The organism is Pseudobacteroides sp. (genome assembly GCF_036567765.1).
Taxonomy (GTDB): Bacteria; Bacillota; Clostridia; order Acetivibrionales; family DSM-2933; genus Pseudobacteroides.
This window is the reverse complement of the sequence record NZ_DATCTU010000127.1, coordinates 26,966-51,855: the sequence shown is the minus strand read 5'-3', so window position 1 is coordinate 51,855 and position 24,890 is coordinate 26,966. Positions and strand designations below refer to the sequence as shown.

At 37.9% G+C, this 24,890-nt stretch carries 19 protein-coding genes and 1 tRNA gene; 8 read left to right on the top strand and 12 right to left on the bottom strand.

All coding sequences use genetic code 11. The annotated features are described in order from the left end of the window. Window positions 1–131: 131 nt before the first annotated feature. Entirely contained in the window at window positions 132–698 is a 567-nt protein-coding gene (gene yyaC, locus VIO64_RS22050) for a spore protease YyaC (protein ID WP_331921905.1), read from the bottom strand. A gap of 197 nt (window positions 699–895) precedes the next feature. Between yyaC and VIO64_RS22045 the strand changes: the two genes are divergently transcribed. After that, complete coding sequence (locus VIO64_RS22045) at window positions 896–2,011, top strand: SpoIIE family protein phosphatase (RefSeq protein ID WP_331921904.1); 1,116 nt, start codon at window positions 896–898, stop codon at window positions 2,009–2,011. A gap of 120 nt (window positions 2,012–2,131) precedes the next feature. Here the strand turns inward: VIO64_RS22045 and hypA are convergent, their stop codons facing one another. The 7 genes from hypA to VIO64_RS22010 are packed head-to-tail and all read right to left on the bottom strand — an operon-like array spanning window position 2,132 to window position 7,668. Further along, entirely contained in the window at window positions 2,132–2,476 is a 345-nt protein-coding gene (gene hypA / locus VIO64_RS22040) for a hydrogenase maturation nickel metallochaperone HypA (protein WP_331921903.1), read from the bottom strand. A 16-nt stretch (window positions 2,477–2,492) separates the two neighbouring features. Further along, on the bottom strand, window positions 2,493–2,864 hold the full coding sequence (locus VIO64_RS22035) for a 4Fe-4S binding protein (protein ID WP_331921902.1): 372 nt from the start codon (window positions 2,862–2,864) through the stop codon (window positions 2,493–2,495). Window positions 2,865–2,873: 9 nt separating this feature from the next. Further along, on the bottom strand, window positions 2,874–3,950 hold the full coding sequence (locus VIO64_RS22030) for a nickel-dependent hydrogenase large subunit (protein ID WP_331921901.1): 1,077 nt from the start codon (window positions 3,948–3,950) through the stop codon (window positions 2,874–2,876). Window position 3,951: 1 nt separating this feature from the next. Further along, window positions 3,952–4,332 (bottom strand): NADH-quinone oxidoreductase subunit C, encoded by a 381-nt coding sequence (locus tag VIO64_RS22025; protein ID WP_331921900.1) that lies wholly within the window; start codon window positions 4,330–4,332, stop codon window positions 3,952–3,954. A gap of 47 nt (window positions 4,333–4,379) precedes the next feature. Further along, window positions 4,380–4,817: an NADH-quinone oxidoreductase subunit B family protein gene (locus VIO64_RS22020; protein WP_331921899.1), complete on the bottom strand. Its 438-nt coding sequence runs from the start codon at window positions 4,815–4,817 to the stop codon at window positions 4,380–4,382. Window positions 4,818–4,846: 29 nt separating this feature from the next. Further along, on the bottom strand, window positions 4,847–5,713 hold the full coding sequence (locus VIO64_RS22015) for a complex I subunit 1 family protein (RefSeq protein ID WP_331921898.1): 867 nt from the start codon (window positions 5,711–5,713) through the stop codon (window positions 4,847–4,849). Further along, the gene (locus tag VIO64_RS22010) at window positions 5,713–7,668 is read right to left on the bottom strand and encodes an NADH-quinone oxidoreductase subunit L (RefSeq protein ID WP_331921897.1); all 1,956 of its coding nucleotides are present in this window, start codon (window positions 7,666–7,668) and stop codon (window positions 5,713–5,715) included. The genes VIO64_RS22015 and VIO64_RS22010 overlap by 1 nt, the downstream gene beginning before the upstream one ends. Window positions 7,669–8,222: 554 nt before the next feature. Here VIO64_RS22010 and tadA point away from each other — a divergent pair. From tadA to VIO64_RS21995, 3 genes are all read left to right on the top strand, one after another. After that, window positions 8,223–8,720, top strand: coding sequence for a tRNA adenosine(34) deaminase TadA (gene tadA / locus VIO64_RS22005; protein WP_331921896.1), 498 nt, complete (start codon window positions 8,223–8,225; stop codon window positions 8,718–8,720). A gap of 51 nt (window positions 8,721–8,771) precedes the next feature. Further along, window positions 8,772–9,551: a pseudouridine synthase gene (locus VIO64_RS22000; RefSeq protein WP_331921929.1), complete on the top strand. Its 780-nt coding sequence runs from the start codon at window positions 8,772–8,774 to the stop codon at window positions 9,549–9,551. A 167-nt stretch (window positions 9,552–9,718) separates the two neighbouring features. Beyond that, the gene (locus VIO64_RS21995; protein ID WP_331921895.1) at window positions 9,719–12,979 is read left to right on the top strand and encodes a M6 family metalloprotease domain-containing protein; all 3,261 of its coding nucleotides are present in this window, start codon (window positions 9,719–9,721) and stop codon (window positions 12,977–12,979) included. Window positions 12,980–13,067: 88 nt separating this feature from the next. On the opposite strand, the gene VIO64_RS21990 is transcribed toward VIO64_RS21995, so the two are convergent. After that, a complete protein-coding gene (locus VIO64_RS21990) occupies window positions 13,068–17,054 on the bottom strand; it encodes an S-layer homology domain-containing protein (RefSeq protein ID WP_331921894.1) in 3,987 nt (1,328 codons plus the stop codon). Between the two features lie 197 nt (window positions 17,055–17,251). Between VIO64_RS21990 and VIO64_RS21985 the strand changes: the two genes are divergently transcribed. The 4 genes from VIO64_RS21985 to VIO64_RS21970 all read left to right on the top strand — a co-directional run bounded on the left by VIO64_RS21985 (window position 17,252) and on the right by VIO64_RS21970 (window position 21,178). Continuing rightward, window positions 17,252–18,190 carry a hypothetical protein gene (locus VIO64_RS21985; protein ID WP_331921893.1) on the top strand — a complete coding sequence of 313 codons (939 nt, stop codon included), beginning with the start codon at window positions 17,252–17,254 and terminating at the stop codon, window positions 18,188–18,190. Between the two features lie 162 nt (window positions 18,191–18,352). Next, the gene (locus VIO64_RS21980; protein WP_331921892.1) at window positions 18,353–19,465 is read left to right on the top strand and encodes a glycoside hydrolase family 43 protein; all 1,113 of its coding nucleotides are present in this window, start codon (window positions 18,353–18,355) and stop codon (window positions 19,463–19,465) included. A 370-nt stretch (window positions 19,466–19,835) separates the two neighbouring features. After that, window positions 19,836–20,999, top strand: coding sequence for an MFS transporter (locus VIO64_RS21975; protein ID WP_331921891.1), 1,164 nt, complete (start codon window positions 19,836–19,838; stop codon window positions 20,997–20,999). 88 nt (window positions 21,000–21,087) lie between these two features. Beyond that, window positions 21,088–21,178 (top strand) — tRNA-Ser (locus VIO64_RS21970). A gap of 190 nt (window positions 21,179–21,368) precedes the next feature. Here the strand turns inward: VIO64_RS21970 and VIO64_RS21965 are convergent. The 3 genes from VIO64_RS21965 to VIO64_RS21955 all read right to left on the bottom strand — a co-directional run bounded on the left by VIO64_RS21965 (window position 21,369) and on the right by VIO64_RS21955 (window position 24,854). Continuing rightward, window positions 21,369–22,211, bottom strand: a complete 843-nt coding sequence (locus VIO64_RS21965) for a hypothetical protein (RefSeq protein ID WP_331921890.1) — start codon at window positions 22,209–22,211, stop codon at window positions 21,369–21,371. A 14-nt stretch (window positions 22,212–22,225) separates the two neighbouring features. After that, on the bottom strand, window positions 22,226–23,434 hold the full coding sequence (locus VIO64_RS21960) for an ATP-binding protein (protein WP_331921889.1): 1,209 nt from the start codon (window positions 23,432–23,434) through the stop codon (window positions 22,226–22,228). 172 nt (window positions 23,435–23,606) lie between these two features. Continuing rightward, complete coding sequence (locus VIO64_RS21955) at window positions 23,607–24,854, bottom strand: hypothetical protein (protein WP_331921888.1); 1,248 nt, start codon at window positions 24,852–24,854, stop codon at window positions 23,607–23,609. Between the last annotated feature and the right edge of the window lie 36 nt (window positions 24,855–24,890).

Below are 24,890 nucleotides of genomic sequence, written 5' to 3'. Positions count from 1 at the left end.
ACTTTCTAAGCATTGGTAATTTATGTCTGCTTTGTTCTAATTACAATAACAATTTAAATTTTATAATAAAGCAAAAACTTTATCAAGTGGAAGGTAGTAATACGTTTTTATTAACTAACACAAAACATACATCAATTACGTATTTCCCACATAACACGCTTTATACCTTTAGATATAATATCCGCCATATCCATCACTACGCATAGTCTGGTATTCTGCAGCACAAGGAAATCCATAAATCCACCATAATTAACTATGCCTGTAATGAACATATTACCGATAGCAGGAAGATCCTTGTTTACACCTGAGCCAGGCTTAATAGCTCCCTCTCCAATTGATATATATCCTACATGCTCCGTCTGTCCAAGACAGGCATCTATAGCAACAACAAAAGGATTTTCATATTTTGTCTCAATCAAATTAACTGTATCGGCAAGGTTCTTAGCGTGTACAGGATTTTTAAGTGTGCCATGAAAATAAAAATTCCTGCCGCCATTGTCCTGAAGCTTATAGCCCACCAGAGGCCCAAGACTGTCCCCTGTTGAGCGGTCTGTTCCAATACAAACATAAACTATTGTTTTAAATCCTTCAGCCAGTGCTTTTCTAATATGCATTGAAAGTGCCTCGCTGAAGAATTGGACTGCTTCGCTGCTTTTAATGTCTACATATTGTTGTTTTAACGCTGCCTTTACCGACATTTTATTCTCCTGCATCTTAGAAATTTTATTTAACTTAGTATTTATTATTTCCAATTTCAGCTAAAGTATTTATATTTCTTAAATTTAGGAATTTTTAATGGCTTACAAGTCTTAAACTGGATATAAATAATATTTGCTATGACAAACATGTTTTGTTATTATTAATAATAATTATTGTATTTAAATATGAGGTCAAAATGGATAATAATCAGGATAAACGCAAACTAATTGAAGATATAATAAATGGCATGCTGGATTGGGTAAGAGTTGTAGACAAGGATAACAGGGTTATTTTTATCAATAAAGCAATGGCTGAAGGTTTAAAAGACTTTAAGATGGATCAGCTTTGTTATAAACTATTAGGTCGTGACACTCCTTGTGAGAACTGTATCTCAAGAGAAGCAATTTTTAGAGGAAGCTCCCATATGAAGCAGGAAATAATAAATGGGAAGATTTTTTCTGTAATGAGCTCACCTGTTAAAAACGAATCTGGAGAGATAGTTGCTGCGGTTGAAGTATTAAGGGATATAACAGAGCTTCAGTTGCTTCAGGAAAAGGTGATGGAGCAAAACAAAAAGCTTATGGATGATCTCTCGATTGCCAAAAAACTCCAGTGCAGCCTTCTGCCAAAGGCACTTCCTGAGGATAAGGTAAGGTTCTCCTTCTTCTATCACCCCTGCGAAGATTTGGGCGGAGACTTTCTTGATATTTTTGAAATTGATAAGGATCATGTAGGTATTTATATTGCAGACGTATCCGGTCATGGAGTCCCTGCGTCAATGCTAACCGTCTTCCTAAGGTCTGCTATAGACAGAAAGAACTTATCCCCATCTTCTGCACTAACAAAGCTGTACAAAGACTTTAACAGCAGCAATTTTGATCATGAAGTATATATCACTGTTTTTTACGCCATTATAGATTTGAGAAACTATAAAATAAAATATTCCAACGCGGGCCACAACATCAGCCCCGTCCTGTTTAATCCTTCAGATGCTGAACGGTTTGAGCTTTTAAGGATCCCTGGTATTCCTATAAGCAACTGGCTTGAAAAACCTGTTTATACAGACAACGAAATATCACTAGAGAAATTCGACAGGGTATTTTTCTGCACCGACGGTATAATAGAGTTAAAAAATAAAAAAGGTGAGCAGTTTGGTGAAGACAGGCTGAGAAATGTGATTTTTAATGATAAATCGGATCCCAACAGCACATTAGCAAAGATCATTGACGAAGCCACAAAATTTGCTGAAATTGATGATTTTCAAATGATATCGGATGATATAACGATGGCTTTAATAGAGATTAAAGAGTAAAGTGATTATACAATAAAAAACAAGGAGCCAACCAGCCCCTTGTTTTTATCTATCAAATTATGGTGTTATTGCCACAATTTCTTACAACAACCATCAAGGTTGCAAAATTACTCGGTGATTTTAATTATCAACTTCCATGCTCTCAATATAAAATTCCTTGCCTGAGTCGGTTAGTGTACCCATTTTGCCGCACTTGGGGCAATCAAACCCACTCTTGGGCTTGTCAAACTCCATATCGCAGTCCTGGCAGCGAAACCTGGCAGATACCCTTCTAAACTCAAGCTTGGCACCATGAGCAATTGTACCCTCGCTCAACATATCGAAATACATCTGGACCGATTCATCAATAATTGTGGACAAATCGCCAATAACAAGCCTTATTAATGTTATCCTTGACGCTCCGGCTTTCTTTGCTTCCTCCACAGCTATAGACACCAGACCTTTAGTTACGGCATACTCATGCATCTGATATACCTCGTTCTTACTGCCCCTCTTTTGGAGCTGGAGGCTGGGGAGCAGCCTTTTGAACTGCTTTGTATTTTTCCTTTTTATAAGCAGAGGTTTTATATTCATCTTCCATATTTATGCATTTCTTAGGACATACCTCAACACATACACCGCATATAATACATCTGAACTGGTCTATTTCCCAGGATTTGTCTGCCTTGCTAACAGCTAATGCATCTGCAGGGCATTTTCTTTGGCATATTCCGCAAAAAATACATTGATCTATCTCAATTCCGCTTATTTGTCCTCTTGAGTCTTTAAAAGCCTGCCTCTTCTCAAAAGGATATTTTCTGGTAGCGGGCTTGGACGTCAAATTTTTTATTATACTGCCTAACATATCAAACATGTTTACACCTTACCTTTCCGTACAGCTAATGCAAGGATCTATTGTTAAAATCAGCACCGGAACATCTGCAAGCTGGCTTCCCGGAAGCATTTTAAGCAGTGTTGGTATATTAGCGAAGGTTGGAGTTCTGATCCTGAGCCTGTCAAGGTTTTTTGTTCCGTTAGCCTTCAGGTAGTAAAGAACCTCACCTCTGGGCTGCTCAACCCTTGAAATAACCTCTCCGTTTGGCATACCCTTTACAGGAACACTAATCTCTCCGTCCGGTATTTTTTCGATTGCCTGCTTGATAAGATCAACCGACTGGTAAACCTCTCTAAGCCTTACCATTGTTCTTGCGTAACTGTCTCCATCAGTTTCAACAATCGGCTCAAAATCCAGTTCTCCATAAGCAGCATAACCTGTTGTTCTAAAGTCTTGTTTGATTCCGCTGGCTCTTGCCATGGGACCTACCGCACCTAATTCATATGCTATGGCAGAATCCAAAACACCAACGCCCACAAGCCTGTGTTTTACTGTATAGTCAGCCATAAACACTTTTTCCAGCTGCATCATATCTTCTTTTATTTCATCTACAATAACTGCTACTTTTCTCAGGGCCTCAGGGGACATGTCCCTTCTGGTACCTCCGATAGCATTGACTGAGATTATAACCCTGCCTCCCGCAGTTTCTTCCATTATATCCATTACCTTTTCCCTGTTTCTCCAAACCTGCATGAAAAGGCTTTCAAATCCAAATGCATCAGCTAAAAGCCCCAGCCATAGAAGATGACTGTGAAGTCTGTGGAGCTCTGCCCAGATAACACGCAGATATTTTGCCCTATCGGGAATCTGAAGGTTCATAAGTGTTTCTACACCCTGGCAATACGCCTGAGCATGCATCATACTGCAAATACCGCATATTCTTTCAACAATAAAGACATTCTGAGTAAACTCTTTTACTTCAGTAAGCTTCTCCAACCCTCTATGAACATATCCTATAGCAGGAATAGCTTCTACTATAACTTCATCCTCCATGACAAGCTTTAAGTGCAACGGTTCAGGAAGTACAGGATGCTGTGGCCCAAAAGGTATAACTGTATTACCCATTTTATTTATCCCCCTTCCTCTGCTCGATTACGATCTGTTGCTTAGCCATTGGTGAATTAAGCTCTTCATCAGAAAGGAGCATATGTCCGCCGTAGTCGATAGCTATATTTGTAACATTGAGTCCGAACAACTCTTTCATCTCGTTTTCCACCAATAGGGCTGAAAAATAAATGTTTGAGATGCTTGGAAGCTCATCTTCCTTTTTAACGTTTACTCTGTAATTTTTGAGTTCTAGATCTTTGTCGAAATGGTAAAGTACATCAAATGTTCCGTTACCCAAATCGACACAGGTAGCGGTTACAAATCTGTAACCGTTAATTTTAGAGTCCTGTACTTCTATATGAAGCAGCTCTTTTGATATATCAAAAGCATTCTCTATCATAAAATCCTCCAAAGGCCAATTCTAGTTAAATCCCTTAATGATACTGTTTATTTCTTACTCTTTGCTTTATCGTTGATCTTTTCAAGTGCCATTACTATACCGTCCATTATGGCTTCCGGTCTTGGACAGCACCCCGGTACATAAACATCAACAGGTAAAACATTTTCTACTCCGCCCAACACATTATAGCATTCCTTGAAAACTCCGCCTGTACATGCACATGCTCCCACTGCTACCACAGCTTTGGGCTCAGGCATTTGCTCATAAATATTCCTTAGCACGCGGACATTTCTTTTATTGACCGATCCGGTCACAACAAGTACATCAGCGTGCTTTGGGTTACCTACGTTGACTATTCCAAAACGCTCAACGTCATACAGGGGTGTGAGGCATGCCAATGTCTCTATATCGCATCCGTTGCAGCTTGTGCAATCGTAATGTATAATCCATGGTGATTTTTTACGTGATTTTTCTATTATTCCCATTGTTCCACTCCTCTAATGGATACTCTTTCTTATTTTAAGTAAAGCCATATAATATTGGTCATAGCTGCTCCTATACCGATAATCCAAGTAAGCTTGAGCATAAACTTCCAGGTAACTCTGGCACTGATATTATCGATAACCATTTCCAAGAAAAAGCTCACAAGTGCTATTAATATACCTACCCATAAAGGATTAGCAAAAAACAAGCTTATAAGTGCAAGCAACAATACTAAATCATACCAGTGTGCTAATTCTATTATTGCCAGTTGAGGTCCGGAAAATTCTGTTGTAAGACCTTTAATAAGTTCCTGGTGCCCATGGTGTGATGTTGAAAAGTCAAAGGGTGACTTCCTCAGCTTAATTGTCAGCACATACAAAAATGCTGCAAAGACAAGAGGCAATGTGTACAGCAATGGCTTTTCATTTTCCAGTATACTGGATATCATAAAGCTTTTATTTGTAAGATAGATACCTACAACCATAAGCAGCAATACAGGCTCGTACGCCATCATCTGTATCAATTCTCTCTGTGCACCTATCTTGCTGTAAGGTGAACGAACGCTCATAGCCCCCATAATAAGGGATACGCTTGAAAATGCAAGTACGAATATTATCATCAAAAGGTCCTGCTTCAATACAAGCATAACTATACATACTATGGAAAAGAACAGGTGACCAAGTACATAAACCATTTGTGTCTGATTAACAGTTATTCTCTCCTTGCCCAGGAGCTTAAAGAAATCATAAAAGGGCTGCAGCAGCGGCGGACCGTATCTGTTCTGCATTCTGGCACTTATTATCCTGTCTACACCGGATAGTATACCCCCGATTATTGGTGCACCTATTAAGGCTACAACAACCGCTATAATGTTTTGTAAAGTAAATATTTCACTCATTAGATTACCACCCCGAACATAATCAGAATAATAGCTCCTGCAACAATATTGACCCATAAGGTCAGGTTGTTTTCACCAAACACACCGCTTAAATAATAGTTACGAACAATAACTTGGTCAACTTTGTCTGCAGGACTTATAAAATCGATACCTCTTGTATCGCTTGTGTTCTCACCGCAAAGGTAAGGCGTTTTCATAGTTTCAGGTTTTGCTTTCTTCATAAATAACGGAACTAAAAGCATAACCAGGAATACCACTATAAAGAAGTAAACTATACCGAAACCTCCCAATGTTCCTCCATTGAGCCATAAGCCACCGTTAATTCCTTCAATAAAGTCTCCGCCTATCTGGAAACTCTGTATCTGCGGCATTATCAGCTTATTGAACAAAGGTGCTATTCCTATACTACATGCCAGCACGCCTACAAAGAGAACTGATAGTGCACTTCTCACAGAGAAGGACAGCTTTTCACCCGGTATTTTGGTTTTATATGACATTGTAAGTACAATTCCTATCCATTTAGCCCAGAACACCACCGTAAAGGCACTTCCAAGTACTACAAGTATAAGCACGACAGGTGAACGGTCAACAGAAGCTTCTATTGCAAGCCACTTTGATATAAGAACTCCAAATGGAGGCAGCAGCATTGATATCATACCTATTACAGTTATAACTGCTGTAAAAGGCATTCTCTTCATAAGACCCTGCATGTCCTCTATATCCCTGCTTCCTATTCCCTGCTCTATTGTACCCATACAAAGGAACAGCAGACCTTTAGATACTGCATGGAATATTATGAGAAGTATTGCAGCACCTAATGCTATCGGATTACCAAGTCCTGCACAGCAAACAATGAGGCCCAGGTTGGCGATGGTTGAATATGCCAGAACCCGCTTTCCATTGCTCTGACTTATTGCAATAGCAGATCCAGCCAGGAAAGTAAAACCTCCAACCACAGCTATAACCTTCGCAAGGGTTGTTCCGTAATATGCCGGTGCCAGCCTGACTATAAGGTATACCCCGGCTTTAACCATGGTACTTGAATGAAGCATTGCAGAAACAGGCGTCGGTGCAACCATGGCTCCAAGAAGCCAGCTTTGGAAAGGAAACTGGGCAGACTTTGTAAATCCTGCAAAGCACAGAAGTCCAAGGCCTAAAGGAAGTATTGTCCCAACATCCGCCAACGACTTAACACTTGCAATCTCATCTATCGCAAGGGTCTGTTTTACTTTGTATATTGCAATGATTCCTAAAATAAATGCAACACCTCCAGCCATATTAATAAGGAGGGCTCTTGTAGCATTTTTTATTGACAGCTCGTTTCCGTCATGTGATATGAGCAGGAAGGAGCAAAGTGTGGTTACTTCCCAGAAGAAGTAAAGCCACAGTATATTGTTTGTCATTACAAGACCGTTCATGGCACCAAGGAAAATAAAAAGGATTATGAAAAATCTTGGCTGCCTGGTTTTTTTCAGATGTAAATGATGCTCATGTTCCTTCATATATCCTATTGCAAATATTGTTATAATAGGTCCGATTATAGATACAAGTAAAATCATTATAAGTGAAAGGTAGTCAATTACAAATGCACGTTCAAGTTCGTGAGGACGTATAATAAATTCAAAAATCAGAAGAGGTATAAGCTGCAGGAATGTTAATCCTACAATCAGAGGTTTTTTCAACTTAACCCCAATAAATATAAAATAGATAAAAAGTAATAAATCAAGCAGTTTAATGGCCAGCTCAGTAGACATTGCTGCAAAATCATGCAGTTCAATAGTTATCTTGCCACCATTATCAAATAATATTTTTACGAATGCCCCTGCTACAAAAAACATAATTAGAGCTGTAGCCACCACTATAACATTCCTTATAGAAGCTTTACGAAAAAGATAGCACAGCACGGCACTGATAGCAGGTAGTAATATCGCCACAGCAAGCAGTTTAAGTTCCACTGCATCCACTCCTTTCAAATTTATGACAAGAATTTATCTCAACAAAACAAACGTGCATCATCTAGCGAATAAAATATAAATAAAAGGTTATAATATTTTGTATATTAAAAATGTAAGATTATTAGCACCTTTAATATAGCTTGATGATCGGCATCATTATGCATAACTGGTTCAGGCAACGATTATTATGTCAACTTCTTTGTCTGACAAATTCATTATGCCAACATCTTTGCCGACATTTCTACCAGAATCAGACCAATAAGTGAATTTACTGGTTTATCTACCGATTCTGCACAGCCTATTTTGATATAAAGTTAAGAAGTTTTCAGCATAACAAAAAAACCCCAAACTCCATTATAGTTATTAGCAGGTATTAAGTCAATTATAGTTTTGATAGGAATCGCAATGTAGTGCTTATTCTAAGCTAAATATATTATCAACACTTAATATTTCTTATAAATAATGAGCTTCTTTAGGGTATACTGTATACATAGTGCAAAATACAAATAAATGTGATACATTATTGTGTAATAAATATTCTAAGGACCCAGTGTATGATAAAAAAGAATACTTCTCCTCAAGTAAAAATTCATAAAAAATATATGCTTCAGGCCTACAAAGAGGCACTTAGGGCCTATGCCAAGCTTGAGACCCCGGTTGGTGCCGTTATCGTGTTTGAAGGGAAAATTATAGCCCGCGGCTATAATACAAGAGAACAGACACAAGACCCAACTCAGCACGCAGAAATAATTGCTATAAAAAAGGCTGCCAAAAAACTGGGTTCCTGGCGGCTTATTGATTGTGACTTATATGTTACTTTAGAGCCCTGCCCAATGTGTGCAGGTGCCATTATACAGTCACGGATCAAAAATGTATATTATGGAGCTGCAGACCCTAAAGCGGGTGCTGCTGGGTCTGTTATCGATATATTTACCATTGAAAAATTCAATCACAAAGTTAATGTGTTTGGCGGTATAATGGAACATGAGTGCTCGGAGGTTTTGAGAAAGTTCTTCAGGGAGCTTCGCAAGTCCAGAGAAAAAAGAAGTTAATTTATGCCTAAATCAATTAAGCAGGAAGAAGAGGAAGAGAAATTACTCACTATGCGATTAGATAAATTCCTAGCACAATCGTCCATTGGGAGAAGAAGAACAGTCAGGATATATGTCAAGGAAGGCCTGGTTAAGGTAAACGGGAAAGTTGTAACGGAACCTGCAATGGAAATCCGTGAAAATACCGATGTTATTGAGTATAACGGTAAGTTAGTGACTTATACCGAAAAAGTATATTACATGTTTAATAAACCCGCAGGCTGCATAACTGCAAGAAAAGATGCTGTAAATCAAACAGTATTTGATTTCTTTGATGATGCAGACACAATGGGCATTTTTCATGTCGGAAGGCTGGATAAAGACACCGAAGGATTATTGTTACTTACTAATGACGGTGAGTTGGAACATAAACTAATGTACCCTCAAAATCATGTTCAAAAAACTTATTTCTTTTGGGCATTGGGTTCATTGGATGAGGTAAGAAGGAAGCAATTGGAACATGGAATCTATATAGGAAAAGATGAAGCACAGACAAAGCCAGCAAAATTGAAAATACACAAGTATGGGTTGTTTAACGAGTTTAAAAATGAAATATCCTGCGGGAATTTGAATATAAAAGATTCCGGGTACTATAACCAGCCAGTTGTCTCCGGTTATCTTACTATTACTGAAGGTCGCAAGCATCAGGTAAAACGTATGCTAAAAGCAGCAGGATGTTATGTAATATATTTAAAGAGAATTTCCATCGGTGGATTAACGCTGGATGAATCATTGGAAAAAGGTAAATACCGTCCCTTAACCCAAGCGGAAATTCAAAAGCTATTCAGATAGTAAAGTTTAAATCATCAATTATTCATCTCTTTTGAAGTACATCTTATTTTTATTTCTATGTGTTTCACGCTAAGATATATTTACACCTATTCCAAATTATATTATATTTTATAATAATAAACATAATTGTTTATGAAAATTTAATACATCCAAAGGAGCTGAGTCTAATGTTTAAACACGTAAGAAAAGCAGTATTTTCCGCAGCACTTATTTTGGGAGCCATTTTACTAGGTTCATCAACAGCATCTGCTGCACCGTACTCGGGTGAGGTATTTAGCCTAATACAGCCTGATAATTCATTCGTTACGGTTAAAGTATTCGGAGATGAATTCTATCAGAGGGTCGAAAGCCTTGACGGTTACACTCTCATCCGTGACCCTAAGACAAATTGGATTTGTTATGCAAATCTCAATAGCGAAGGAAGTGAGTTTGTTTCTACAGGAGTAGTATATAAAAACTCAGAAAAAAGATCTTCCTCTTCTAATGCTGATTTGAAAAAGGGGTTGGATATTTCTAAGGAATCTACACTTAGAAAAATAGCCAATGCAAAAAAAGAAAAAAAATGGGACCAAATGCTTCAGGATTCTTTTGAAGCTGCAAAGAAAAGTACAAAAAAAGGTTCAGGTATTCTTAATTTCTCATCTGTTTCATCAGCTAGGAGCTTGGCACCAACAGCAGATCCCACCCGAAACGTAACAGGCTTGACGCTGTTAATCAATTTTCCAGATCAGGAATCAAATTTCAGTCACCAGGAAATATCCGACATGATAAACAAGGAAGGATATAACAGTTATAATAATAACGGCTCTGTACATGACTATTTTGAGTATTTTTCACAGGGAAAACTGAATTACGTAAATATCGTGCCTGCATTTTATACTGCAAAACATCCTAAAACATATTATGACGATGCAACTAGCGGAAAAACAAGCGAGCTTATTGTCGAAGCCCTTGATGCTTTAAAAGCTCAGGGATTTGATTTTTCCAGACTTACTGTAGACCCTGAGGGAACAGATACAACGGGTACGGTAACAGCCTTCAACGTCCTGTATGCAGGTAATCCCTCTTGGGGATGGTCTAAAGGTCTTTGGCCTCATGCCAGCAGCATTCAGGAATACAATGTTAATGGAGTAAAACTCTCAAGATATCAGATAAGCAATATTGGAAATGATCTTGGCATAGGAACCTTTGTACACGAGAATGGACACATGCTTTGCGGGTGGCCCGACACTTATGATTATGGAGGTGAATCCAGCGGTACCGCCGACTTTGACCTGATGTCAAGCGGCCACGGCAAAAATCCCCAGCCCCCAAATCCATATTTCCGTTCCATACGCTCCGGTTGGGGTACTCCTATTGAATTGGACTCATTTGCTGACGGTGCTATAGTTGATGTTCCTCAGAATTCACTTAGTCCATACATCATAAAAAACTATGATACGAATGAGTTTTTCATGATTGAGAGTATTAAGAAAGAAGGCTACAGGACATATATGCCGGGAGAAGGGCTGCTTATATGGCATATAGACGAAAAAGGAAACAACAATCTTGAGAATATGACTCCAAGCAAGCATTACATGGTTTCTGTGGAGCAGGCTGACGGAAAATATGATCTTGAAAAGGGCCTGGGAAGCGACCAATATGACTTTTTTAAGTCAGGTAATAATACCAGCTTTGGTCCAAATACAAAACCCGATTCCAAGTGGTGGAATGGAAATTACAACCAAACCATAAGCCTTACAAATATTAATACTACAGGTACCCAATTTACATATAACAGAGCTTTGTCCCAGGATATCACCGAGGGTGGTACAGCTTCCAGCAACAATGCATTTGATAACAGCATTCAAACTCAAGCCAGTGTAACTTCTCCAGCAGGAGTAATTCAATATGGCTTTAATGCTGCATCTTATGTAGTAACAAGTTACTCAATAACAGCTTCCGCTGATTTGGCTGAAATGGACCCAAAAAGCTGGTCTTTAGAAGGCTCAAACGACAATACAACCTGGGAGGCTGTAGATGCTAAAAACGGTATTTCCTTCTTAAAGAGAGCGGAAACCAAGTATTTTACCATTAATAATACAAATGCCTACAAATATTACAGATTTAAAATGACCAGCAATAGCGGTAATACCGTTAAAATCTCTGAAATCCAAATGTTCGGTTATAAGTTTGATCAGCAAAAAGTATTCGCAAGCGGGGATAACACAGCGTCTGGTGAGGGAATGGACAAGGCCTTTGACGGTAATCCGGAGACCAAGTGGCTCACATTTGCCAATACCGGCTGGATAACTTACAATTTCCAGAAGCCTACAAAAGTTACTAACTATTCGCTAACATCCGCCAACGATTATAACGTCAGGGATCCAAAAAACTGGGAGCTTTTGGCGTCCAATGACAACATAAACTGGGTGGTGCTGGATACCAGAAACAACCAGACATTCAACAACCGACTTGCTAAAAAATTATATTCTGTAGAAAATGATGCAAGCTATGTTTTCTATAAGCTTAATATCCTTGGCAATAATTCGGGTAATGAGATCCAGCTTGGAGAATTTGATTTATGTGTGGTAAGTGCAGGCGGAGAAAATCAACCCAACGAAGGAAAAGAAAAAGCGTTTGACGGTTTGACGAATACAAAATGGTTAACTTTTAAAAGTACAGATGTAATAACTATAAAATATCTAAATCCTTTTGTTATGAGCAGTTATGCCTTGACATCAGCAAATGATTTTTCGGGAAGAAACCCAAAAGACTGGATTCTATACGGATCTAACGATAATAACGAATGGGTTGAGCTGGATAGAAAGAGTGGGGAAATTTTCACCGATTACTTCCAAAGGAAGGTGTATAATACAACAAACACTGCTCCATATATGTACTACAAGCTTGATATAACAAAAAATAACGGGGATGGAATTATACAGCTTGCAGAAATAGAATATTTGCAAGAGGCAACTACACCTCCTGTTGAAGAACGCTTACAGGTTGATTTCTATAATGGCAATAGATCATCCTCAACAAATAACTGCAGCATGAATTACAAAATAACAAATACCAGTACCGCACCAATAAATCTATCCGATGTAAAGGTAAGATACTATTACACTATTGATAGCATGGATTCTCAGATATTTTACTGTGACTGGTCTAATAAAGGATCACAATATGTTATGGGAAGCTTTTTCCAAACTGACAATACTTCAGGAAAGGCAGACTACTATGTGGAAGTAGGATTTAAAACAGGTGCAGGTGTCCTTTCTCCTGGAGAAAGCGTGCTGTTAAGCACCAGAATGTCCAAGGCTTATTGGAGTGATTACAATCAGACTAATGATTACTCCTTCAATAGTACCGCCACCACTTATGAAATATGGGCCAAGACTCCCGCCTATATCTCAGGAAGTATAGCCTGGGGAGTTGAGCCATAAAGCATCACAGCTTTTTTTGATAAACTTGTCAAAATGTTCTTGTTAAAGTGTTCTTGGCAGATATTTTAATGCTGTCAGGAACACTTTTCTATCTATCCACAATCCTGCTAAGAAGCACAGCAGCCTCTGCCCGTGTGGTATTAGCCTTCGGTGCCAAAACATCAGGTTCCTTGCCTGTAATTATTTTTTCACTATATAGAGAGGCAATGCTTGGCAATGCGTAGGACGAAACTTTGGATAAATCTTTAAACCCCTTCAGAACGTCGGTCTTGCTGCCTGCTGCAGGTTTATCCACAGCCATAAGAGTTCTTGCAATCATTACAGCAGCATCCTCTCTTGTTATTGGCCTATTGGGATAAAAGTAGTTGTTTGAGCTTCCGGATATTATTCCAAGACTCTTTGCAGTCAGCACTTCCTTATAAAACCAGTGTCTTCCGTTTACATCGGCAAATGATCCTGCAACCATCTCATCAGGCTTAAATATCCTCATCAGAATTACAACAAATTCTGCCCTAGTTATTTTGTCATTGGGATAGAACTGGTTACTGGTCTTCCCCTTTATTATGCCCCTTCCCGAAAGACTTTCTATTGCCGACTTGGCCCAGCTTACACTGCTCAGATCCTTGTATCCGGCACTTTTTTTGGTGGATACGGATTTGGAATCACTGTAACTGCTGTATCCACTTCCGTTATATGCCCTCACCCTGTAAAAATATTGCTGGTTAGGGCTTAGTCCTTTATCAATATAACTGACAGTATTTGCAGGCACTTTAACTATTTCTGCAAACTCACCGCCGTTTTTCTTCCTTTCAATTGCAAAACCTGTTTCGGAAATGGAGTTATCACTCCAGGCAATCCTTATTTCCGCTGATGAAAGTGATGAAAGCACAATACCTGAAGGCACCTCCGGCTTTCTTAAAGATACTGTAAGCTCTGTACTGTATGAGAAGCTGTTGTTAGTTGTGTTAAAGGCCTTAATTCTGTAGGTATATGATGTACTGCTGTTTAAGCCGCTTACAGTGTGGCTGGTTACATTTTGCTGAAGAGCTGCGATTTCGGTCCAGTTTCCTGTAGAGTTATCCTTCCTTTCCACCTTAAAGCCGCTCTCATTGTTTGAGTTGTCCCTCCATGTAAGCTTAACAGAGGAAGAACTTACAGCCGAATATGTAAAATTGTCGGGGGCTGCCGGTATACTTGCTATTGCAGACGCCGTGGCTGAGTAGGGTGAATATATACCATCAGATCCAAGATATGCCCTTACCATATATGTATACTTTTTCCCTTCTATTAGGCCAGTGTCGCTAAATATCCTTGAGTTGGCTTCCAGTGCTACAAGAAGTTCCCACTCGGACATTCCGTCAACAAGCCTCCAAATTTCAAATCCCGTTTCATTTAAGGTATTGTCAACCCAGCTTATATAGATCCCCTCCTGACCTGCAGCCTGAGCCATAAGCCCTGAAGGTGCAGCCAGATTGGTACACATTAATGATACTTCCTCCGAATAAGCCGACTCATTATACAATGTTTTTGCCTTTATCCTGTATGTGTACTTTAAATTGGGAATAAGGTTGATATCTGACCATGATGTTGCATTCACCCCTGTCTTTCCAGCCTCATAGTAGCTTCCATTCTTAGTTCTTCTTTCAATGACAAAATAAGCATCACTTGAATTTGTATACCAAGAGAGATTTATCTGAGTGGATGAAATCGCAGTCCCAATCAGGTTTGACGGTGAAATAATTCTGGTGTATTTACCGATACCGGCATCATCATTTGGATAGGCTTGGGAATAAACATTAGAGGAATAATAAACCTTCACCCTGTAAAAATACTGGGTGTTGCTGTTTAAATTGGTGTTTTCATAACTCAATTTACCTTCAACAGTTCCGATTTCCTCCCACGTACCTGTATCCCATGTCTTCCTCTCTATGACGGTTTTGTGGCTGCCGGGAGCAGAAAGAGACCATGAAAGGTTAATTTGAGAAGGGGAAATCACGTCAACATCCAGCGAAAGGGGCCTGATAATAGTATTTATAGTAGTGGAAACCTCATTGGTGTAGATCGTAAGATTTGTCGCGGAATTCATTAGAAGTATCCTATAAGTATAAACATGCCCGTTTGTAACAGTAAAGTCCGTATAACTTGCCTTATTGGCTTCAACAACACTTATCTGCTCAAAGCTCCCGGAATCAATCTTCCGCTCTACAGCAAACCCCACTTCGCCTGAGACAAAATCAGTCCAGGCAAGATCTATCCTAGAGGAGTTTACAAGGCTCAGATTTAGGGGAGAAAACACCGTATAAGCCTCTTTTCCCGTATCATCAGCAGGATATGCATTTGAATAAACATATTGCCCTGTTTTTGCCCTAATCCTGTAAAAATAGCGAGTGTTTGGCTGTACTGTGCTGTCACTATAACTTAAAATATTGGGAGCTGCATCATATAACCTTACCCATGAACCCGATGCCCCTGCCTTTCTCTCTATAACAGTGGTATAGCTATTGGAAGCTGCATAGGTCCATGTGAGCCTTACTGCAGTTGAGGACATTACAGCCGCTTCCAGAAAATTCGGTGCCTTTACTGAGTTTGGTGCAACTGAAACCTCGTTTGACGCCAAAACAGACTTTCCCAAATGATTGTTAGCCCATACCCTGTATGTGTAGGTATTGCTGCTAGATACGGCATTATCCTCATATGTTGTAGAATTGGCAGCTGTCGTACCCAATTGCACAAAGCCCCCGGTTCCTGTTTTCCTTTCAATTATAAATCCTGTTTCATTTGCCGATGTGTCGGTCCAGCTAAGATTAATCCGGGTATCTGATAAGGTATACAACGAAAGAGACATAGGTGCTGACGGTAGAGCGGCAGTTATGCGATACTCACTGCCCACGTCTTTATTATTATCAGAATCGAATGCTATAATTCTATAATAGTAATCTTGATTCAGATCAACACTAAATGTATCGGTATAAGATGCTGAATCCTTTGGAAGCATTGCAATTTCTGCATAGCTCCCGCTTCCCACCCTTTTTTCAATCTTTAGCAGCGAGTCATTTCCAACATCATTTGTCCAACTTAAGCTGACACTGGTATTGCTGGAAAACTGTCCCGTAAGGTCTTTCGGTGCCGCAGGTTTTACAATAGACTGGGATATATTGCTATATCCTGTATATTGGCTTATGCTTTTTGCCGCCAGTCTGTATCTGTAAACACCTGCTGCCGGAAGCACATCGTTTGTAGATGTAATTCCTGGTGTAAGTTGTATGGAAAGAGTCTGCCAGGCATCCCAGGATGATGTATACCTTGACCTTTGCAACTCAAAATTTTGTATATAGCCATAGCCTCCCCATGATATAAGCACTGTTCCATTATTTACAGAGGCTGTTATAACAGGCGGATCAATAGGAATAATACTTGCAGCATCCCCCTCTTGGGAGGTGTGCCCGTTTGAATCCGTTGAAACTACGGTATACTGATTCTCCTGATTTTTAACCATATCAGGATCATTAAAGGTGCAGGTACTTACACCTCCTGCGACTGATGAAAGGGTGCCGGCCCCTCCAACCCGTTTAACACTGCTTCCGGCGAGAGCTTTGGAATTGTTCTTCCATTTAAGAGTTATCTGATTTGAGTTGATATCATAGCTTGAAGCGATATTGGAAGGCTTTAGCATTTGGCTTGTTGTAATTGTGGCAGAAGCTGCTGCTATCTCGTTAAGCATTTCCTGATCTGAATATGCTCTAACCGTGTAAGTATATGAGGTTTCAGGAACAAGATTTGCTCCATCAGTTACCGCATCCGAAAAGCTGGTAAAATACCTGTCGCTATTTACATCAACGGTTTTAATTAAAACATCCTCAGCCCCACTGTTCCTGAATACTTTATAATACATGGCTCCATTGACCAAATCCCAATCCAGGTTAATCTCTGTATCCGGATTCATTGCAGATACAACCGCCCTTACTCCAAAGGCTGCATAAGTTGTATTATTACCCAGAATGAAAATCCACATGGCAAATATAATTAGTACTCCCGGTTTTATAATATATTTAAAAGATTTATTATTACACATCATAACAAACACCCTCCGAATAAGCCTATATATATTAATTTCGGCTTTTTGCAGCGGTTTGATTACTGCTTAATTTCATATATTTTTTTAAAATATGATTAACCTCATACCTTAATAAGGAAAATGGAACCAAATTGGAGTAATGTCGTCTAATAACATGGATAAAACCCATAGTTAAATACAGAGAGGGAGTGCCAGACTTGAAGAAGCACATAGTAATATCAGTTTCATTAATATTTATTGCCGCAGCAGGACTTCTAATACATCTCCAGCTTGGACAAAATCCGTCCAGTCGCAGCAAAGCCTCACAGGGAACTTCAAACATAAATACATATGCAGCTGCCACTGAGGCTAAAAAAGCAGAAAGTGCAGCACTTATAGGCAATATAGTAAAAGACACGGAAAATATTGAGAATGCCCAAAATTATGAAATTGTAAAAAAAGAAATAGATCAAAAAATTCAATCCATTTTAAACATAAAATCGGCTTCATCAAACCCATATGATATTATTAAAGACAATAAGGACTTCGAGTATTTGATACAGCAAAAAGATGCAGGACTTAGGTGCATGCTTGATAAGTTCAGAGAATCTAATGACAATGGGCTTAAAGAATATATCATGGCTATTGCATGTTCAAAAATTCTTGATGAAGACCCAAAGGAAAAGAAATGGAGCACAGGCAGGGGCTGGTATGATCAATACACAGCAAAGGAGTTTATAGTAAAAAGCGGCTTCTTAAAGGACATTTACATCATCTCTCTCGATTCAATGATGCCTGTAGATGACGGATTAAATTCCGGAATGAAATACATAGCAATCGACGGTTCAAAATTAAGATACATCAATAGCTCCGAAAAGAGTGATATACTGAAGCACTTTAACAGTAAGTACAATGTAAAGGCATTAGATGCTTCATACGATAAGCTGGTAGATATGGGCATGGTTAATAGTGAGCTAAATTGCCTTGATGGTATACTATTAAATATCAGCAAAATAGATGTTATAGACAAAAAAAATGTAATAATCGAAGGTTATAAGTATAAATCAGGTTTAGGAGCTGTTGGGGTTAAAAGCAAGGTTACATTTGAAGGCGGAGAATGGAAACTTGAGAGCTCCGGAATGACCTGGATAAGCTAAACAACCAATTTCCTAGATATCCACAAAACCCCAGTTGCACTATGGTCTTTACTTAATCCTGCTGATAAACTATAATAAATAATATAACGGTTTCAAAATTCCTTTGTTATTTTGAAACTGCACATCTAAATTAAAATCTATAAAATTTCAAGGGGGCAAAAAATGAATATTTCAAAGAGAGTAATTGTAGCTGTTTTGTTATCAATGTTAGCAATTTCTGTAAGTTCCTGCTCAAATAATTCCAACACCCCTGCCACTACTGCAACTGTAAATGAAGCAGAGAATACTGACCAGGTGCAAACTCAACAACAAAAAGTCCTTGAACCAAACAAACCTTTATTCACAGACATCTTCTTTGCCGATCCTTCTGCACATGTATTCAATGATAAGCTTTATATCTACCCGTCCCATGACATCGATAGCGGTATACAGCCGGATAACGACGGCAGCCAGTATGCAATGGAGGATTATCATGTTCTTTCAATAAGCGATTTTAACTCTGCTTGTGCAGATAATGGTGAGGCTCTGCATTTAAAAGATGTTCCATGGGCTAAAAGGCAAATGTGGGCTCCTGATGCCGCTTATAAAAACAATACATACTACTTGTATTTCCCTGCAAAAGACAAGGAAGATATTTTTAGAATCGGGGTTGCTACAAGTACCAGCCCAACCGGCCCATTCAAAGCTGAGAAAGATTATATCAAGGGAAGCTTTAGCATGGACCCTGCAGTATTTTCAGACACCGACAATAAATCGTACATTTATTTTGGCGGTATATGGGGCGGTCAGTTGGAAAGATGGAAGTCAGGCAAATATGATATAAATGCGAAAGCACCTTCAGGATCGGAACCTGCACTTGGACCGGTGATAGCTGAACTAAGCGATGATATGCTGTCCTTTAAAGATACCCCACAGGAGATTGCAATAGTCGACGAGAGCGGAACCCCCCTACTTGCAAGCGATGAAGACAGAAGATTTTTTGAAGGTGCATGGGTTCATAAATATAACGACAATTATTATCTCTCATATTCAACGGGGACAACACATTATATTGTCTATGCTATGAGCAAGAATCCCAAAGGGCCATTTACCTATAAGGGCAGAATACTTAACCCTGTAAAGGGTTGGACCACACACCATTCTATTGTTGAATTTAAAGGTAAATGGTATTTGTTTTATCATGATGCTTCTTTATCAGGTGTTGATCACAAGAGGTCTGTTATGTATACAGAATTAATGTATAACAGTGATGGTACAATAAAGCCGATAAATTAGGCCTTTACATAAAAGATCAGCTTTTTTTTAATATATAGCTTTTAAAATTTGTGTTTCGCAATAGAGATTTCATGGCAAGTATTTACATGACTACCGATTCAATTTATAATGGTTATATAAGGATTAACAACAAAGGAGGAAGTGGCCTAAAATGAACCGTTATGTTATCCTCACAACTGATTTGAGCCTGACTGAAGGGGTATTCTGCCTTTTTTCAGGTTGTCAGATCAATTGCATAGGGGATAGTTAATGAGTTTGAAAACTACTTTTTCAAAATAGGATATTAAAGTTTATCATAAAACTTGCAAAAAAGGAAAAGGTTTTACAGACCTATTTCCTTTTTTTATTTTTGTTTTTAAGGAGGCAAATTATGAAAGACTACATTAATCAAATTATAAAATTACCGAATATAGTTAAATTCTTTCTTATATCAGAGCTGATCATGGGCTTTGGTATGGGTATCTGGAATCTGAACTTAAACTTTTTTCTATCATCAAAGGGCATGGGGTCAGCGGAGATTGGCAAAATAGTTTCCGTTGGTACGTTTTCCACTGCCTTGTTTGCAATATTTAGCGGATACTTTTGCGATAGGGCAGGATACAAAATAAGCATGCTCACAGGGTGTGCCATAAAAATTTTATCCATGCTCATCACTGCTGCTGCGGCCTCATATTCTATTCTATACACAGGCAGGGTGCTAAACGGACTTGGTGATTGCCTCATAATGGTATGTATCTACCCCTACATAACATCTTTGGTGCCGGAAAAATCCAGAAACACAGCATATACTCTGCTCTTTTCTATTACAATGCTATCACCTTTTTTCGGAAGTATAGCTTCAGGAGCATTGTTTAAACATATGAACTCCTACAGTGGGTTAATAATTATCAGCACATTAATAACAGGTGCAGCAGCATCATTACGATTAGTTCTGCCAGGGCATTTAAAGGGAAACCCCTCCACTTTAAAATTGTACCTGCCTAAAAGAAAATTCATTATATTTTACCTTCTGTATGAATTTCTAGGATACAGCAGTTACTTTCTTGCATATTCCATGCTAAATCTTATATTCATGGACTTTATAAGTATTTCATACGAGTTTACCGGATTTATATTAGGCCTAATGAAACTGACATCAGGAGTTGCAATTTTTTTAGTACCGATTATTGCACAGAGGTTTAACAGATTAAATGTAAACACTAATGTTATTATACTTCTCAGCTTCCTATATTTTATCATGGCCTTAACTTCAGGCAATGTTTACCTTGTACTGGTAATCATTACCGAAATGATGCAGTGTGTAATGGCGGGCCTGATTGACGGTCCGGTCCTGGCTAAAGTACCGATTGAAGAAAAAGGCTCCTTCTCAGGATTAAGGCTCCTTCTTATAAACGTAGGCACAAGCATAGGAATTCTTGCCAGCGGATGGCTAATTGGTTACAGCCATGGGTATTGGGTTATTTATATGGCAGCAGGTATTCTTTCACTAGCCCAACTATTTATTTTTGTGTTTGGAATCAAGGATGAACTCTGATAGTACCTATTAAACAAAATTTACTATATTGACATAGCATGGGTGATATTGTAACATATAATAATGTACGATTAAACTTTATGCTAATGGAGAGATGGTTGAGCTGGTCGAAGGCACCTGACTCGAAATCAGGAGAACGTGTGAGCGTTCCGTGGGTTCGAATCCCACTCTCTCCGCCAAATGGCAAAAGCCAGATATTTCAAGGTTCTTGAGATATCTGGCTTTTTCATTATGCTACATTTAGGAACACCTGATTTTTTAGTGTTTTTTGCCTAATCAGATGTGCTAAGTAATAAGTAAGTCATTAGGTGATTGCTTCCAAAGGTTTATAAGATAATATAATCATGTTAAGAATCTATTAACATTTACCTACAATATTACTTCTTGTACTACAACAGCTTCCACATCTTTACCAAACTGACTTTTATCTCTTCTATATCCTTTAATAAACGCATCTGAATTCTGTATTACCCCTACTTTATCAAATATAAATAAAAATATATACTCCTGTTTATAATGAAATGCATCTGAACCTAGTTCCTCGGAAAGCTTTCTTTCAGTCATATTCTCCCTTGTACATTTAACTTCTATAACAATATTATATTCATCAAGGTAAATATCATATCTATTTGAGCTATACCCAGCATCGCCATACACTTCTTTTCTTGCATGAGGAAAAATTGGTCTTAGCAATGAATATAATATTCTTTGAACATCATATTCATTTCCTATGCTTATCTTCCCAAGATCCTCCCTCTTTATAGTGCCACTTCTATGTAGCTTATCTTGATACATAGCTTGAATATGCTTATTAAAATTGGCTAGAATTCTCTTTATTATAATTATTGCTGTGTTTCTATCAATTGAATTAATTTCAACCTTATTATCTTGATATTCCTCTATATTTGCCTTTAAATAACCTAATAGAACTATTCCCTTCCTAACAGCATCCCTTAATTCATCGCCCATATTTTTCTTAGAAAATCTATTATTCGGTATTAGTGTTGTCCTTGCAAAATCATTAAGTATGTCCTGTCCATGACTCAAATTGTTAAGTTTGAGTAGAGTCTCACTTTTCCAACTATCAAAACTGTCTTTAAACATCATTATATCGCTGGATTTGCTATATTCAATAAGAATAGCATTTCCCTTTTGAATTTGTTGATCTATGAAACCAATCATTTTATCATTACCTCGTGAACTATTCTTCATACACCCCTCCAAAATTAATATTTTCCCCACCTTAAGTAGAATAAAAACAATGGGTCAAGGACATAAATCTGATTATCCTTCCACTCGAAGACTTGATATATTGGCTCACTATCATTTACAATGTCTTGGAGTTTTCCCAATGAATCTCTTATTTTATTCTTGTCTATTCTATTAACTGTGCTATTAATTAATTTATCTACTCTATTTTTTAATTCTTCAAGGTGAATACTGATTATTGGCGGGTTTTCAGCTATTGCTCTTAATATAAAACTATAAATGTCGACTTTTTGGCCATTCATTATCTCATAAGTCTTCCTTTGCTGCCCTCTTGTTGACGGCCCCTCTTTTAATTTTTTAATTACATCCTTGTAGTTTAGGTTAAGTGCATTAAATTTACAGCTATTATCTATTATCGACTCATCCTCTATTGACTTTATATTACTATCTAAGTCTATATTTTGAATCGTTGATAAGCTTAAACATATAGATTGCATTAATTGTGGCGATGTAAGACTTTCTACTGCCAGCCTTTCTGCAAAAGCATCCGATATGTCTATATTAAGCTTATTAAATCCTGTAATTGCAATTTCCCTAAGCTCGTGTGTCTGCCAAGGTTCTATATTAATTAAACTTAGTCTTCCACTTAAATCGGGATTTTTTCTAATGGCATCATCAGCTCTATGAGGTAAGGATATGATTACAACTTTAAATTCTTTTCTTATAGCATCTTTTAATTGATATGCTATGTCAAATTGTAATTCTGTCGGTGCATAATGAAAATCATCTAGCACTAAGACTAAATTATTCCCTTTAAAATAATTTATTATCGCTTCCTTGCTCGATAAATACTTTTCCTTAAAGGTTACTGACCTTCTTATAGTATTATTTATTTGGTTATGAGATTCGTAAGTGTCCATTTCTGTCTGTTCACCCTCAAGTGCTATCTCTGCTCTTTTCGCTACTACACTCCAAAAATCATTTGAATTCTTAAAGTCATTTCCTGTCAATGATACAATTTTGTCTTGACCAATAACTTTTTCACATAAGACAGTCTTACCAGTTTTAGAAGGTCCTATAATTGATGTTAAATAACCTGATGTATTTAATGCTTGTTGTAGTCTAATTTCATAGCTATAGTTTAGTTCTGAAGACAATCTGGATATATATGTATATTCCGGAAATGTACCTGGTTTAAAAATGTCACTTGACTGAAGCTTACACATACCTTTTCACCCCTTTTATGCCCTTTTTGTACCTTATGTATATATTATAGACCATTTTGACACATTTTAAAATGAAATATTGGATCTTTATGCCTTCTTACACCTTATTCATATAAATTAGTACGCCTGATTTTTTTGTTTTTCACTAATTAGGTATACTAATTTCGTCACCCTATTTTAAATATTTCCTTACTTCCTGGGTCCATTTATCAACATATTTACCTGTTGCCCAATGAGTCATAATAATGTGCTCGTTTTTATTCAGTTTGATAGTTAGAATAGGCTTTGCAATACCTTTAAGCGGGTTAGTATAAACCAATAAATTATCTTGAGTAAAAACAACCAACATATCTTTTGCAGGTGATGACACTGCATCCACAGCACCTGGAACTGCTTTTCTGATTGTTTCCCAACCTGGAGTAAGTTTGTTATAGGTAACAACTGACTTTGGTACATTTATTGGTAAATCTGCAAGAGTTAAATTATACGAAAAAGTAGACCAATTACTGAACACCCACTTTTTAGCTAACTGGGGTGACCACATACCATTTCTTCTTACTATTGACCAACCATATTCATCAGTAACATTTTTAACTTCCGGCGAGTTACCATATAAAGATTGTTCATCTTCACTTATATTCTCATTTTTATATTTACTTATATATTGCTGAACTTGGTTTCCCAACACTTGAAGTATTGAAACTTTTTTTATTTTGCTTTCATCCTTACTACTTAAAATTAAGTTATCTTCCGGGTTTAAATTTTCATAATTCCTATTAATATTATTAATCTCAACAACGTACACATCTTTTAAATAAGGACGCATTGTCCCGCCTGTGTTATAGTAGTAATCCGAAGCTATAGCTGCATATTTGTCTCCTACAAACAGTAATTTCCTATTTTCGCTGGCCGCCTTATTTTGAGAAAGCAACTGTTGGGCATACTTATTAATATTTCCATCAGTTGGGCTGCCCTTTGCAGCAGGATACGAATTTAAGTCGTTAATGGACACAGTATCTAATTCATCAGGGTCTGATGCATACTCAGATTTTTTACTGTCATTAAACTTTATTCCCTCGATAAACCACCACTCTTGGCCATAGGGTACAAGGATCTTTTTACCCTCTGCGACTAAACTTATCGTATTATCTTTAGGAGCAATCCATAGCGTTCTATATGAGCTTATTCCATTGTTTGCGTCATTTCCACCAGTGCTTAAACCTAACAATACACCGCTATTAGCATTTTCCGTTTTTGGTTCCGATACTTGATTAGCAGCTTTCGACAGCTCTTTATCGGCATCGGAACTTTGGTTTACTTTGGAATTTTCTATTGGTGTGTTGTTCTCTTTCCCTATACTACATCCACTACTTAATGCAATAATTAATAAAAATACGGTTAATAATTTGATTTTCTCCAATGTCTTCATTTCTCTCTCCATATTCTACAGCATTTA

Coding starts and splice junctions, on each gene's coding strand:
- VIO64_RS22030 (WP_331921901.1), bottom strand. CDS start 3,950: ATGGGTAATACAGTTATACCTTTTGGGCCACAGCATCCTGTACTTCCT.
- VIO64_RS22000 (WP_331921929.1), top strand. CDS start 8,772: ATGCGATTAGATAAATTCCTAGCACAATCGTCCATTGGGAGAAGAAGA.
- VIO64_RS22015 (WP_331921898.1), bottom strand. CDS start 5,713: ATGAGTGAAATATTTACTTTACAAAACATTATAGCGGTTGTTGTAGCC.
- VIO64_RS21960 (WP_331921889.1), bottom strand. CDS start 23,434: ATGTGTAAGCTTCAGTCAAGTGACATTTTTAAACCAGGTACATTTCCG.
- VIO64_RS22025 (WP_331921900.1), bottom strand. CDS start 4,332: ATGATAGAGAATGCTTTTGATATATCAAAAGAGCTGCTTCATATAGAA.
- hypA (WP_331921903.1), bottom strand. CDS start 2,476: ATGCATGAGTATGCCGTAACTAAAGGTCTGGTGTCTATAGCTGTGGAG.
- VIO64_RS22045 (WP_331921904.1), top strand. CDS start 896: ATGGATAATAATCAGGATAAACGCAAACTAATTGAAGATATAATAAAT.
- VIO64_RS22035 (WP_331921902.1), bottom strand. CDS start 2,864: ATGTTTGATATGTTAGGCAGTATAATAAAAAATTTGACGTCCAAGCCC.
- yyaC (WP_331921905.1), bottom strand. CDS start 698: ATGTCGGTAAAGGCAGCGTTAAAACAACAATATGTAGACATTAAAAGC.
- VIO64_RS22020 (WP_331921899.1), bottom strand. CDS start 4,817: ATGGGAATAATAGAAAAATCACGTAAAAAATCACCATGGATTATACAT.
- tadA (WP_331921896.1), top strand. CDS start 8,223: ATGATAAAAAAGAATACTTCTCCTCAAGTAAAAATTCATAAAAAATAT.
- VIO64_RS21975 (WP_331921891.1), top strand. CDS start 19,836: ATGAAAGACTACATTAATCAAATTATAAAATTACCGAATATAGTTAAA.
- VIO64_RS21965 (WP_331921890.1), bottom strand. CDS start 22,211: ATGAAGAATAGTTCACGAGGTAATGATAAAATGATTGGTTTCATAGAT.
- VIO64_RS21995 (WP_331921895.1), top strand. CDS start 9,719: ATGTTTAAACACGTAAGAAAAGCAGTATTTTCCGCAGCACTTATTTTG.
- VIO64_RS21990 (WP_331921894.1), bottom strand. CDS start 17,054: ATGATGTGTAATAATAAATCTTTTAAATATATTATAAAACCGGGAGTA.
- VIO64_RS21980 (WP_331921892.1), top strand. CDS start 18,353: ATGAATATTTCAAAGAGAGTAATTGTAGCTGTTTTGTTATCAATGTTA.